Here is a 12,673-nt window from a genome sequence, read left to right as displayed (position 1 = left end):
TTCGAGCATCGACTGGCTCTGCTCGTTGTCGTGGTTGAAGTTGGCCAGCATATCATTTCGCGTTGCAGCTCGCTGACGGTCGTACGCTCTCCGCGCGAGCGCCGCGAAGGAGACTGGTTGACCTCCCCTTGGGGCTCCCGCAGGGGCGGGCGCTTGTTCTGGGCGCGGGCCGGAACCCATTCTGGGAGGGAGGCAAGCGAGGCGATGTCCGTTTTGCTGTCGCAGGGCGCTGGCGATGGGATTTCCGCTGGTGAGGGCCGGTTTCAGAGCTGAGGCGGGGTGAACTGACCTTGTTCTGGGTCGGTCACGGCGCCGCGGGGGACGAGCCATTTGGCCTTGTGCCGCAAGCTGTAGATGTTGCTGGTCGTGAGTTTCACGCCAATCTCCTCGCAGATGCTCCATGCCCGCATCGGCGCGAGTGCGAAGTTCACGATCGAGGACGCGGCCACCTTCTCCGGCTCGGTCGGTCAGACACCCTCCTGGGCCGTTCGGTAGGCGATGAGCGCTGTCAGGGCGTCGACCGTAGGGTGGTCGAACAGGTCGCGGACCGCGATCCGGGCTGGGAACACCCGGTTGATCCGGGCCGTCACTTGAGCGGCCAGCAGGGAGTGGCCGCCGACGGCGAAGAAGCTCTCGTTGTCGGCGAAGCGGCCATGGCCGAGCGCCTGTTCCCAGACGCCGCGGATCTGCTCGCGTTGCTTGTTCATCAGAATTCTTCCTCTCGATCGGGCACGAGGGTCGGATGCGATGTGGCCTGCGTCATACTCGCCGCACTCTGCTGCAATGCGACATCTCACGTGTGACATTGTACTGATGGAGGTGGCCGATGCTCGATGTGCAACTCGGCGACGGAATCGCCCTGACGCAGCAACAAGAAGCCGTGTGGAAAGCACAGTTGCTGGCACCCGCCAGCGACTCGTACCACATTCCCCTCGCCTTCCAGCTGGCTGGCCGGGTCCAGCCGGACCTACTCGACCTGGCACTGCGACGGATGGTCGAGCGCCATCCCGTGCTGCGCGTGACAGTCTCCGACGACCCCTACGCCGGACCCCGGCAGCGTCTCGGGCCGCCGCCCCGATCCGTGCTCGCCGTGCACGACGTCGAACCAGGGCAGGCCGAGGAACTGCTCGCGCTGGCCGCCCGTCGACCGTTCGATCAGGCCCAGCCGCTGAGGATGGCGGCCGAGTTGTTCCGGTGGGCGGCCGATGAGGCTTTGCTTCTCCTGGTCTTCGACCACATCGCCGTGGACGCACCATCGGTGGCTCAGTTGCTGGCTGAACTGTCCGTGGACTGCGCCGGGCTCGCCGATGGTCGAGAGCTGGACGAAGTCGTCCTGGAGGCAGGCTACTTCGCGTACGCGCGTGATCAGCAGGCGCGATTCGCCGAGCCCGACGCCGAGACGGCTGCCGGGGCGGCGTTCTGGGCGGAGCGGGTCGCAGGGCTGGAGCGCCGTCCGGATGTACTTCTTCGGCTGCCCGGGGAACGCGGTATTGCGGCTGACGAGTTGACGTTCGCGCTGCCGGACGGACTCACGGGCGCCGCTGTGGCGGCCGGGGGCTCGCTGTTCACGGTACTGATGTCCGCCTGGTGCTTGACGCTCAAGCACCTCAGTGCGGAACGCGACATCCTGGTGGAGTATCCGGCCATCGACCTGCGGCGTACCGAGTACGAGGGCGCGGTCGGCCTCTTCACCGACGGGCTGATACTGCGCGCGCCGGACCTCGACCGTCTGACCCTCAGCGGGTACGTCGCCGCCGTCCGCGAGGACTTGCTTGCCGGGTTCGAGAATCAGGGAGCACCCCTGGCGGACATGTACCGCGCCCTGCGTGCGGCGCCGTCCGCCGCCTGGGCCATGCTGTCGCTGCACGACCAGGGCGCGGAGGAGCTGGTGCTGCCCGGGATCACCGCGCGGCAGCTGCCCGTCTATCCCCGCTCGGGCAAGACGGATCTGTTGCTGGCGGTCGAGACCCGCGGCGAACAGGCCACGGCTCGACTGCAGTTCAACACCGGTCGCTTCGACGAGGCCGTCGCACGCGGCTTCGCCACCGCCTACCAGTCGGTTCTCGGGGCACTCGCCGGTCTCGCCCGTGAGGTCGACCCGCCCGCCCTGGAAGTGCCGTTGCTCCCCGACGGCCAGCGGGCGCTGGCTCTCGCTCAGGCTCAGGGGCCCGCGCACCCGGCCTTTGCACCGGGTTGCCCCTGTGGATCACGGCGGCCGGCTCGCCGCGTACGTACGCACTGGCGGGAGAGCTGGGCGCCGGGGTGCTGACCCATCTGCTCGGCCAGTCTCTGGAGCAGCTGGAGGAGAGTCTGGCCGGGTACGCCGATGCCCTGACCGAGCACGGCCACGGCGTCGAGCGGGAGCGGGTCTGCGTCATGGTGCGCACCCATCTCGGGCCCGACCGGCACCGGGCCCTGGCCCTCGCCAGGGACCCGCTCAAGGAGTACATGCGCTCCTCGCTCAGCCTGTTCGGCCTCCAGTCCGCCACCCCGACCGGTGCGGGCGGCGACTCCGCAGGCACTGGCACAGACGTGAACGCGGGCGATGCGGCTCTGGAGGAGCTGCTGGAACTCGCCTACCAGGACTTCTCCCGCGAACGCTGCCTGCTCGGCGCACTGGACGACGCGATGTCGCTGGTCGAGAAGCTGGCCGCGATCGGAGTGGATGAGATCGGCTGCCTCGTCGACTTCGGTATCGGCACCGACGAGGTGCTGCGCGGCCTGCGCACGCTGGCCGAGTTGAACCGCCGATGCGCCGACCTGTGAGCGCCCCCGGAGCCGGGCCCGCGCCCGACGGGCCCCGGCCGCTGCTGATCCTGCACCACGCGGGCGGCTCGGCCGGGTCCCTATCAGCGGCTCGTACGGGCGCTTGCGGCCCGTGGCCACGACGCGGTCGATCTGCCTGGCCGGGGCCGGGCGCGGGCGATCACCCGTGCCGCAGCGTGGCCGAGGCCGTCGATCATCTGGTCGGTGTGGTGACCCGGGACTTCGAACACGGCTGTGCGCTGTTCGGCCACAGTATGGGCGGGCTGCTCGCCTTCGAAACGCCCCGGAAGCTGGAACGCCTCGGCAGGCCGGCGAGCCGGGTGGGCGTTTCGGGCTGCGTCCGCCCCGCCGCTTCGGCCATGGCTCCTGCGGCGGGTCGGCACCGCTGGAGCGCCGACCGGCTTACTGCGTACGTCCGTGAGCTCGGCGGTACTCCGAAGGAGGCCCGGCTCCACCCGGGGCTCCGCGACTGTCTGCTCGGCGTCCTGCGCGCAGACCTCGCCATGGTCGACGGCCACCGGGCGCGCGCCGACGCGCGGCTGTTGCGGAGCCCCGGCGCGATCTTCCGAGGCTTGGCCGACCCGGTGGCCGATCCGGACGGTTGGAGCCTGGTGCTTCCGCGGCCGGTGGCCGTGCACGCCTTCACGGGCGGCCACTTCTACCTCTTCGAGTGGCTCGATGAGGTGGCCGCCCGCATCGACGCGGAGCTCGGGCGGCTCACACGGCGCGGGCCGGAGCCGAGTGCGCCGTCCCGCCAGCCATGTACAGACCAGGACATGAAGATCGGACAGGAGCAGTCTCAGTGACAGCGAGCAACGGGCGGTCGGCAGCCGCCGTACGGATCAGACAGATCGCAGCGACCGCGGTGCCACTGTATCTGTCGATGATCGCGGCCTCGGCGGGAGCTCTGGTGGACACCGCCGTGCTGGGTCGCCACGCGACGGCGGAGCTGGCGGGTCTGGCCGTGGCCATGGCCGTCTTCGGCCCGGCCACAGCCGCGATCGCCGGGGCACAGCGCGGCGTGATGCCATTTGTGACGGAACATCAGGACAAGCCCGCACAGCTCGCTTCGGTGCTGCGCAACGGAATGTGGCTGGCGGTCGTCACCGGTGGCCTCGGGGCGCTCGCGGTGGCGGCGGTGCCGTGGATCGGCCGGGTAGGGGGCGTACCGGAGGGGACACTCGATCGACTCGGCCTGTTCCCTGCTCTGCTGGCGGTCACCACCTTGCTGACCGCGGTGTCCACCACGGCGAGTTCCGCCCTGATCGGGCTCGGCCGCGGCCGCCTGGTGATGCGCTCCGGTCTCGCCGGTACGGGGGCGGCCGTCGTGCTGTCGCTGCTGCTGGTCGGCGGCCCTGGCCCGATGCCGTCCCTGGGTCTGGCGGGCGCCGGTGTTGCGATGCTGGCATCCAGCGCGATCAGCGCTGTCATCGCGCAGGTCGCGCTGCGGCGGTCGCCCCAACTGGCTGGGTGCTCCCTGCGCTGGGGGCGCCCGCAGCTCATGCAGGTGATCGGGCTTGCCCGGGTCGGTATTCCGCTGGCCGCCACCGTACTGATCAAGTTCGCGGTCCTGGGTGTGCTGGCGTTCTCGGCGGCCCGGATCAGCACTGAGGCGGCCGCCGTGCACAGCATCGCGGTGTCGCTGGTGAACCTGATGTTCACGGCTGCCGTGGCGGTCGGGCAGGCCGTCGTGCCCGTGGTGGCGGAGCGGCTGAAGGAGCAGGATCTGCCGGGGATACGGGCCGGGGCGGTCGCCGGTGTCGTCGTCGCCGCCGGCGCGGTGCTGGCGCTCGGCGGGCTGCTCACGGTGGCACGCGGCCCCGTTCTCTCGGTGTTCAGCACGGACCCCGGGGTGCGGGAGGGCCTGATGGACCTGCTGCCGCTGGTACTGGCGGCGACGCTGGGGGATGCCTTCCAGGCGTTGTTCGGCTTCGGCCTGATCGGTGTCCGCAGGACCCTGCCGAGCATGCTGTGCTTCGCCGCCTGTTACGGCGTGCTGGCCGTACTGGCCGTGCCGGTGGCGACGCACAGTGGCCTTACGGGGCTGTGGGGGATGCTGGCCGTGGTCAACCTGGTCCTGATCGCCGCGCAGGGCTGGTGCTTCCGCCGTTACAGCGCTCTCGCGGTCGCGTCCCCGGTGCCTGCCTGACAGGCCGGACAGTTCTGTCCGGCCTGTCAGGGCAGCGGCGCCGTCGGCCCGCCCTACTCTCCGACCCCGGTCAGTGTGTGGGAGCCGACTGGTTCCGGGCGGGCCGGTCGCCGAGCTCTACCGCTCCGATGGGCAGCTCCGGCCGTTCCACCGCCGCCCGCACGAGGGCGAGCAGCCCGTCGGCCAGCCAGCGCACCGTCGTCGCGTCGAAGAGGTCGGCCGCGTACTCGATGCCACCCGTGATGCCGCCCGGCCCGTCACCGCTCTGCGACTGCTCGGTCAGGATGAACGTCAGATCGAACTTGGCGGTTCCCGTGGTCAGTTCGCGGTGGGCTACGGTCAGGCCGGGCACTTTGGGCAGCTGCGGAAACCCGACCTGGAACGCGAGCAGGACTTGAAAGAGTGGGGGGTAGGCCCGGGACCTGGGCGGCGCCACGGCCTCCACCACCTGACCGAACGGGGTGTCCTGACGGGCGAGGAACTCCAGGTCTGCCTCCCGCACCCGTACCAGCAGCTCGGCCATCGACGGGTCGCCGGACGTGTCGCAGCGCAGCACCAGGGTGTTGGCGAAGAAACCGACCAGATCTTCCAGCGCACTGTCGGGGCGGCCGACGACCGGCGTGCCGATCACGATGTCGCTACCGGCTCCCGCTCGGGTGAGCAGAGCGGCCAGAGCCGCGTGCAGCGCCATGAAGACGGTGCATTTGCGTCGGCGGGCCAGCGCCGCGAGCCCCGCGTGCACCTCGGCCGGGATTTCCAACGCAAGCCACCCTCCCGGCCCGTACGCCGTGGCCCTGGGCCGGTCAATGGGCAGGGTGGGTTCCGTCGGCGCCCCGGCCAAGGCCCTGCGCCAGAACGCGGCCCGTTCCGCCGCCGTCACCGCCAGCAGATCGCGCTGCCACAGCACGTGGTCCGCGTACTGGACGGGCAGCGGCGTCCAGTCGGCGCTCGCTCCGGCGAGCCGGGCTCGGTAGGCGGTCAGCAGATCGCGCAGCAGCGGCCCGGGGGACCAGCCGTCGGCCGCGCTGTGGTGCAGGAGTAGCAGGAGCGTGGCTCGCCGTGTGCCGTCGTTCGTCGTCGTGTGCCACAGGGAGGCCCGTATCGGAAGGTCGGCCGCGAGGTCGAAGACCTCTCGCGCCGCCTGTCTCAGATGCTCGTCGAGAGTGGCCGGGGCGACCCGGTGCTCGGGCAGTTCCAGCTGGATGTCTGTGCCGGGCACGACATGCTGGTACGGGAGGCCGTCGTCGTCCGGGAGTAGTGTGCGCAGGGCTTCGTGCCGGACCACCACGTCGCGGAGCGCACCGTGCAGCGCGGCGGCTTCGAGCGGTCCGGTGAACTCCGCGGCCAGCGGTAGGTTGTAGCGGGGGCTCGGGCCCTCCAACAGGTCGATGAACCAGAGCTGTTGCTGGGTGTGGGAGAGCGGCATCCGGTGCGGGCGGCGGGCGGGCCGCAACTCTGGTCGGGCAGCCGCGGTCGGTTTGTGTTCCACGGCGGTCAGCCGCTGGGCGAGTCCGGCCACGGTCGGGTCGGCGAAGATGTCGCGCAGGGTGGTTTCTGCGGCGAACAGGGAGCCGAGGCGGCCGATCAGTCGCGCCGCGAGCAGTGAGTCGCCGCCGAGGTCGAAAAAGCTGTCGTCGGCGCCGACCGGTCCGGTGCTCAGTATCTCCTCGAACAGCCGGGCCAGGGCCTGCTCGGCCGGTCCTTCCGGGGCCCGCTGTCCTGCGCGGGGGCCGAACTTGGGGGCGGCCAGCGCGGTGCGGTCCAGCTTGCCGCTCGGAGTCATCGGGAGCCGGTCGAGCCACACGATCGCGGCGGGCACCATGTAGGTGGGTAACGCCTGCTCGGCCGCTGCTATCAGACGTGCCGTATCACCGTCGCCGGGCGCGGAACCAGAGCCATGGCCGTCACCGTCGGATATCGCGGTACGCGGCGCGGACACCAGGTAGGCCACCAGGCGGCGGCCCGCCGGGTCCGCTCTGTGGGCCACGACCGCTGCTTGGCCGACCATCGGGTCGCGCAGCAGGACGGCGGCCACCTCGCCCGGCTCGATCCGGTGACCGCGGATCTTGATCTGGTCGTCGGCCCGGCCCCGGTAGTCGACCGTCCCGTCAGGGCGAAGCGCCACGAGGTCTCCGGTGCGGTACATCCTGGCGCCGGGCAAGCCCGCCGGGTCGGCGACGAAGCGGGCGGCGGTGAGACCGGGACGGTTCAGATATCCGCGGGCGAGGACGGGCCCCGTGAGGTACAGCTCGCCCACCGGAACCGGCCGTAGCCGCGCGTCAAGCACCTGGGCGTCGGTGCCCGGCAGAGGGGTGCCGATCGGCGGGGCGGCGATTCCGGGTGCGACGTCGACGGTCAGGGACCAGATGGTCGTCTCGGTCGGCCCGTACAGATTGATGACCCGGTCCGCGAGCGCCAGCAGCCGGTCGGCCAGCGCCCTGGGCAGAGCCTCGCCACCGACCAACGCCCGCACCCCGCACAGCCGTTCCGGCCGTACCGCCAGCAGCCCATCCCAGAGCGACGGGGTGGCCTGAACAACATCGACGCCGGCGTCCACTACCAGCTGCGCCAGGGCGAACGGATCCCCCGCCTGCTCCGGATCGGCGAGCACGATGGTGCCTCCGGCCAGCAGAGTACCGAAGAGTTCCAGGCCCGCGATGTCGAAGGAGACGGTGGTCGCGGCGAGGACCCGGTCCGCGGCGGTGATGCCCGTACGGTCCAACAAGCCGGCGAGCGCGCGGCCGTACGCCTCGCGGCTGATGACGACACCCTTGGGACGGCCGGTCGATCCCGAAGTGTAGAGAACGTAGGCGGCTTGTTCCGGTTCGACGGCGGGCGGAACCCACGCAACTGCGGAGCGCCCCGGCCCGTCGGCGGGCGCGTCCAGCAACAGGCAGGGCGCCCCGCGCCGGGCGGTGGCGGAGTCCGTCAGCAAGAGACAGGGCGCCGCGTCCTGGAACATCAGGTCGACCCGGTCCTGGGGCAGACCCGGGTCGACCGGCAGGTACGCCGCTCCGGCCTTCAGCACGGCGAGGAGCGCGACCACAAGTCCCGGGCTGCGCGGCAGCATTACCGCGACGAGCCGGTCCGGGCCCGCTCCGGCGTCAGCGATGCGCTCAGCCAGCCGCTCCGCCTGCTCGTGGAGGCCGCGGTAGGACAGAGCGCTTTCCACTCCTGCGCAACTTCGGGTCAACACGGCTGTGGCGTCCGGCCGTTCGGCCGCCCGGTTCGCGATCTCCGCGATCAGGTCGGTCCTCGGATCGGGGATGCCGACGCGGGTAGGCGGTGACTGCTCACACTGGTCAACGGCAGCCATCGCCGCCTGCTGGCCGAGCCCGGTCCGCAGCGCCCACCAGCCCGCTGGAGCCGCCAACTCTGCTGGCCACAGCGAGCGTTCAGCGAAGTCGTTGACGAGGACGGAGTGCCGCCGCGCTGGGTCATCTGAAGGACTGAACATAGCCTCCGCGCTTCCTCCGCAGGGGAAATCTGTGACATGTGAAATTGTATACACGGCGTAGGTGTCTTGGTCTCGGTCGCGTGGGGGCGTGTCAGCTTAAGTTGACACGCCTTTCGTGGCGACGGTGGCGGCGAGGAAGTCGGCGATCTCTTGGCGGCGGACGCTCAGCCGGTGGCGGACGAGTGGAGCGAGGTGGGCGCCTCTTTCGAGCTCCCGGTCGTAGGAGGCGAGGGCTTCCCGCATACGGGAGATGTTGTCGCTGGCCAGCGCGACGTTGCGGCGGGCCTCCCCGCGCTGCCCCTCGATTCCGCGCCTGGGAGCCGTTCCGGGTATGGATTCCGTCATTGACACCCGCCCCGTCAGCGAACCAGCACGAGCTGATCGCTCCCGCTGGAGCACACACTGGCCGGTTCTCTTCAGCTGGCACGGTGCTGAATTCTCCACGGCGTCGGGTCCGAGCCCGGACTGCGTTCACCTCGCCTCGCGCGGAGAGCACTCCTGCCGGGTGCACTCGGGCCGCGATGCTTCACCCCCGTATGAGCGGGCGTGAACCGGACCACTCGCCCGTCACGTTCATCGCAGCGGTGTGCTTTCTGCGCGAGCGGAGGTAAGCCGCGGGGGTGTCGCGGACTTGCCCTGGGGACCACTTGGGGACCACTTGGGGACCAGATGGTATCTGCACACTCGAACGGCATGCATGAGACCGCACGCTATGCGCCCGTAGTTCTGATCGTATGTGTAGATAAAGCGGATAGCCGCTACTCCTGGGGGTCAAGGGGTCGCAGGTTCAAATCCTGTCGTCCCGACTCGTGAGAGTCGCAGATCAGGGCCGGTTTCGGAGAAATCCGAGACCGGCCCTCGGTCATTTCCGGGGACCGGAAGAACCGGCAGGTCCGGCGGGGCCGAAGGCGGTCGGTCGGGCAGCGGTCCCACCAGGGGCAGGTCACGGATTCCGGTGCGCCGCCCACCCCGGCCGTAGCTCCTGGACGCCGCCAGGCGTCGGCAGGGCGTGGTCAACGGGCATGCCGTGACCGCGCCGCGGCGAGGGCGCCCAGGACCGTGCCGACAGCCAGGACGAGAAGCCCCCTCAGCCAGACATCACGTTCGATCTGGGTGGCGAGCACGACACAGGACACGGCTCCGAGGACCGGGACGAGGGTCGGTGCCCGGAAGTGTTCCCGGGGGACCGCGGCGCGGCGCAGCACGAGGAGTGAGGTGTTGACGAGGAAGAAGACCACCAGGAGCAGCAGGACCAGGGTGGAGGCGAGCGTGGACACATCGCCGGTGAGGGCCAGGAGCAACGAGAGCGCGGTGGTCGTGGCGATGGCGGCCCAAGGGGTGCGCCGCCCGGGGAGGACCTTGGTCAGGAAGTGGGGCAGGAGGCCGTCCCGCGCCATGCCGTAGGCCAGCCGCGAGGACATGATGCCCGTCAGTAGGGCTCCGTTGGCGACGGCCACCAGGGCGATGGCGCTGAAGAGTTCCGGGGGGACCCCTCCCGCCGCCCGGACGACTTCGAGGAGCGGTCCGCTGGACTCCGTCAGCTTCCCGGTCGGCACGGCCGCCGCGGCGGCCACCCCGACCAGGGCGTACACCGCCCCGGCGGTGATCAGGGCGCCGAAGAGCGCTCGGGGGTACGAGCGGCGGGGGTCACGCGTCTCCTCGGCCACGTTGACGGACGTTTCGAAGCCGACGAACGAGTAGTAGGCGAGAACCGCGCCGCTCAGCAGGGCCGCCACCGGCCCTTCACGCGAGGTTCCCAGGTCCGTGAGCCTTCCTGTGTCTCCGTCGCCGCGCAGTACGATCCAGGCACCGAGCCCGATCACCAGGAGCAGTCCGCCGACCTCGATGACCGTGGCGACGACGTTGGCCCGGGTCGACTCACTGATGCCCCGCGCGTTCAGCAGCGCCAGCGCGGCGAGGAAGACGACCGTCACCAGCACCACGGGGAGCGTGATGAACTCGGACAGGTAGTCGCCGCCGAACCCCCGGGCCAGGGCGGCCACCGACACGACGCCGGCGGCGAGCATGCAGAAACCGGCGAGGAAGCCGAGGAACGGCCCGTAGGCCAGGGTGGCGTAGTGCGATGCGCCGCCCGCGCGCGGATATGTGGTGACCAGCTCCGCGTAGGAGGCGGCCGTCAGCAGAGCCAGGCACAAGGCCGCGAGCAGGGGAGCCCATACGGCACCGCCGGACTCGACGGCGACCTCGCCCACCAGGACGTACACGCCCGCCCCCAGGACGTCTCCCAGGATGAAGAAGTAGAGCAGCGGGGTCGTCAGAGCCCTCTTGAGCGGTGTCGGAGAGTCTGGTGCCGGGGGCTTCGCGGGGAGGGGCTTCACCTGGTCCCGTATACCCGGCCGGGGGTCCGGCAGGCGGCGGATCCCTCCGATGCCCGCGATGGCGGACCAGCCCAGCGGCGGTTCCACGAGCCGCGGGCGGAGTGGCCGGGGCGCGGCCTTCCTGCGGGTCAGCGGGAGCGGTCCGAGGCCGGCCAGACGTAGGGCAGGTCGTCGGGGTCGTGCGGGAACAGGGGGGCGTAGAAGTCCGGGGCCTTGCCGCGCAGCGCCGACCGATGGCTGCGGTGGAAGGCGGGGTCGCCCAGCCACGGCGGCACCTCACGGTCCGCTTGGAGCTGCTCCTGCGTGCGTACGCCCGGATCCTCCCGGTGGGCCGCGAGCTCGGAGACCAGAGAGGCCGCGCATGTGTCCGCGCGCCCGGCCGCCGTCCACACCCGGCAGATCTCCAGTCCGTAGCGCACCAGCGCCTCCTCGTAGCCGGTCCACATGCGTACGGCGGGGTGATGCCGCCACCCGTAGCCGGGGACCGTGAGACCGCGCAGCACCTGGAGTGCCTCGACCCGTTGCTTGCCCAGGCGCCGGGCGTCGAGTGATGCGGCCGACGCGGCGAAGTCGGGGTAGGGCAGGAACGTCTGCATGGTCATGCCACCCAACGGTGCGACAGGAGGGAGAGGAAGAGGGAGAAGGAGGGAGAGAGAGGGAGAGAGAGAGGGAGGGAGAGAGGGGGAGGAGTTGCCGCTTGCCCGCCGTACGGGGTCGAGTCCGGGCCCGGGACGGGAGCACGCGCCGATGCTCCGCCGGCTCAAATCTCGCACAGGACATCGCGCCGTGCATCAGGTGCGTCGACGTGATGACACCAGGCCCCGGGTCCAGCCGTCGGCCTCGTCCGGGCCGCCGCCGTGTCGCCGGAGGGGTCACCCGGGCAGTGGTCGTCACGCCGTTGCGGACGGTGATCCAGGTGAGCCGGAGCGCGCTTGCTCGGGTGGGCGGCGCGAGGTCGGTCGGCAGCCGGCGGGATTCCGGAAGGAGTTCGCCGCCTCGGTCCGGGTGCCACGGTGGCGCCACCAGCGGTCCGGGCGGCGGTGACTTTGCTCCTTTCGGTGCAAATCCGCCGCTGTGCCGGTGCTGTTGACGGCCTCTCACCTCCTCGATGTGGCACCTCTGGAACCGTCACCCCGATTAGTACGACAATCACACCAAATCCAGGAGTCGTCATGTCTTTGTCCACCCCCTCGCGCCTGTCCGCCCGGCGCCTCGGCGCGGCCGCCGTCGCCGCCCTCGCGGTCACCGGCATGTCCCTCGCCGGCGCGACCAACGCGTTCGCCGCGCCCGGAGACAGCGGCGAGGTGAAGGTCCACCGGGCGGGTACGCCGTACGGCGACTCCCGCGACGAGACCAAGGTGTGCCGGTTCAACCTGTCCGCCGTCAACTTCGAAACCGTCCCGCTGATCAACGTCACCGTCGCCCCGCGGCCGAGCACCCCCACCCGCCCCACGCTCACCGCCGCCATCACGCTGACCGCCGGCCAGGGCCACTCCCAGGACTACTCGCTGCCCAACGGGCAGTACCAGGTGAGCTGGACCTTCCCGGGCGGAGTGCCCAAGCAGAAGGTCTTCACCGTCGACTGCCGCCCCAGCGGCGGTGTTCCCGCGGGCGGGGGCGGTGTTCCGACCGTGGAGAGCAGCACCGCGTCGGACAGCGGCATGTCGGTCGGCGCGACCTCGGCGCTGGCAGCCGGAGGCATGGGCGCGGTCGGCCTGCTCCTGGCCCGTCGTGCCGCCCGCCGCCGCGCCGATGGCGCCGCGTAGCACCGCTCGCCGTCGGCGGCGCAGGCGCGGGCCGAGCCGCGCCTGCCGTCTCTCCATCACGCTGAGCGTCACCTTCTCGCTGGTGGCCTTCGCGGTCCAGGGATGCGACAACGCGTCCCCGGACCGCGATGCCGCCACGGCCTCGGCCGCCGCCGACGGCAAGGTGTCCCATCGGCCACCGCCGGGGCGAGCGACC

General features: G+C 70.9%; 10 protein-coding genes. 5 read left to right on the top strand and 5 right to left on the bottom strand.

Features of this window, described 5'->3' with window-relative positions:
* Positions 1 to 467 precede the first annotated feature (467 nt).
* The gene (locus AB0917_RS30685; RefSeq protein WP_366822950.1) at positions 468 to 707 is read right to left on the bottom strand and encodes an acyl carrier protein; all 240 of its coding nucleotides are present in this window, start codon (positions 705 to 707) and stop codon (positions 468 to 470) included.
* 119 nt (positions 708 to 826) lie between these two features.
* Between AB0917_RS30685 and AB0917_RS30680 the strand changes: the two genes are divergently transcribed.
* The 4 genes from AB0917_RS30680 to AB0917_RS30665 are packed head-to-tail and all read left to right on the top strand — an operon-like array spanning position 827 to position 4,915.
* On the top strand, positions 827 to 2,269 hold the full coding sequence (locus AB0917_RS30680) for a condensation domain-containing protein (RefSeq protein ID WP_366822949.1): 1,443 nt from the start codon (positions 827 to 829) through the stop codon (positions 2,267 to 2,269).
* On the top strand, positions 2,194 to 2,766 hold the full coding sequence (locus AB0917_RS30675) for an LLM class flavin-dependent oxidoreductase (RefSeq protein WP_366822948.1): 573 nt from the start codon (positions 2,194 to 2,196) through the stop codon (positions 2,764 to 2,766). The genes AB0917_RS30680 and AB0917_RS30675 overlap by 76 nt, the downstream gene beginning before the upstream one ends.
* Positions 2,751 to 3,572, top strand: a complete 822-nt coding sequence (locus AB0917_RS30670) for a thioesterase domain-containing protein (protein ID WP_366822947.1) — start codon at positions 2,751 to 2,753, stop codon at positions 3,570 to 3,572. The genes AB0917_RS30675 and AB0917_RS30670 overlap by 16 nt, the downstream gene beginning before the upstream one ends.
* Positions 3,569 to 4,915, top strand: coding sequence for an MATE family efflux transporter (locus tag AB0917_RS30665; protein ID WP_366822946.1), 1,347 nt, complete (start codon positions 3,569 to 3,571; stop codon positions 4,913 to 4,915). Before AB0917_RS30670 ends, AB0917_RS30665 begins: the two co-directional genes overlap by 4 nt.
* 70 nt (positions 4,916 to 4,985) lie before the next feature.
* On the opposite strand, the gene AB0917_RS30660 is transcribed toward AB0917_RS30665, so the two are convergent.
* The 4 genes from AB0917_RS30660 to AB0917_RS30645 form a co-directional block, all read right to left on the bottom strand.
* On the bottom strand, positions 4,986 to 8,372 hold the full coding sequence (locus AB0917_RS30660; protein WP_366822945.1) for an amino acid adenylation domain-containing protein: 3,387 nt from the start codon (positions 8,370 to 8,372) through the stop codon (positions 4,986 to 4,988).
* Positions 8,373 to 8,468: 96 nt separating this feature from the next.
* Entirely contained in the window at positions 8,469 to 8,717 is a 249-nt protein-coding gene (locus AB0917_RS30655; protein WP_366822944.1) for a hypothetical protein, read from the bottom strand.
* 668 nt (positions 8,718 to 9,385) lie between these two features.
* Complete coding sequence (locus AB0917_RS30650) at positions 9,386 to 10,711, bottom strand: APC family permease (RefSeq protein ID WP_366822943.1); 1,326 nt, start codon at positions 10,709 to 10,711, stop codon at positions 9,386 to 9,388.
* Positions 10,712 to 10,839: 128 nt separating this feature from the next.
* Positions 10,840 to 11,307: an MSMEG_6728 family protein gene (locus AB0917_RS30645; RefSeq protein WP_366822951.1), complete on the bottom strand. Its 468-nt coding sequence runs from the start codon at positions 11,305 to 11,307 to the stop codon at positions 10,840 to 10,842.
* 576 nt (positions 11,308 to 11,883) lie between these two features.
* Between AB0917_RS30645 and AB0917_RS30640 the strand changes: the two genes are divergently transcribed.
* Entirely contained in the window at positions 11,884 to 12,477 is a 594-nt protein-coding gene (locus AB0917_RS30640) for a hypothetical protein (RefSeq protein ID WP_366822942.1), read from the top strand.
* The last annotated feature ends 196 nt before the right edge of the window (positions 12,478 to 12,673 follow it).

It is taken from the genome of Streptomyces sp. NPDC007346 (genome assembly GCF_040703535.1).
Classification (GTDB): domain Bacteria; phylum Actinomycetota; class Actinomycetes; order Streptomycetales; family Streptomycetaceae; genus Streptomyces.
Note: the sequence above shows the minus strand (reverse complement) of the source record. Positions and strands in the feature narration are given on the sequence as shown.

What these genes read in the sequence shown, in the direction of transcription:
- AB0917_RS30655 (WP_366822944.1), bottom strand. Translation starts at nt 8,717, where the DNA reads ATGACGGAATCCATACCCGGAACGGCTCCCAGGCGCGGAATCGAGGGG.
- AB0917_RS30680 (WP_366822949.1), top strand. Translation starts at nt 827, where the DNA reads ATGCTCGATGTGCAACTCGGCGACGGAATCGCCCTGACGCAGCAACAA.
- AB0917_RS30670 (WP_366822947.1), top strand. Translation starts at nt 2,751, where the DNA reads ATGCGCCGACCTGTGAGCGCCCCCGGAGCCGGGCCCGCGCCCGACGGG.
- AB0917_RS30685 (WP_366822950.1), bottom strand. Translation starts at nt 707, where the DNA reads ATGAACAAGCAACGCGAGCAGATCCGCGGCGTCTGGGAACAGGCGCTC.
- AB0917_RS30645 (WP_366822951.1), bottom strand. Translation starts at nt 11,307, where the DNA reads ATGCAGACGTTCCTGCCCTACCCCGACTTCGCCGCGTCGGCCGCATCA.
- AB0917_RS30660 (WP_366822945.1), bottom strand. Translation starts at nt 8,372, where the DNA reads ATGTTCAGTCCTTCAGATGACCCAGCGCGGCGGCACTCCGTCCTCGTC.
- AB0917_RS30640 (WP_366822942.1), top strand. Translation starts at nt 11,884, where the DNA reads ATGTCTTTGTCCACCCCCTCGCGCCTGTCCGCCCGGCGCCTCGGCGCG.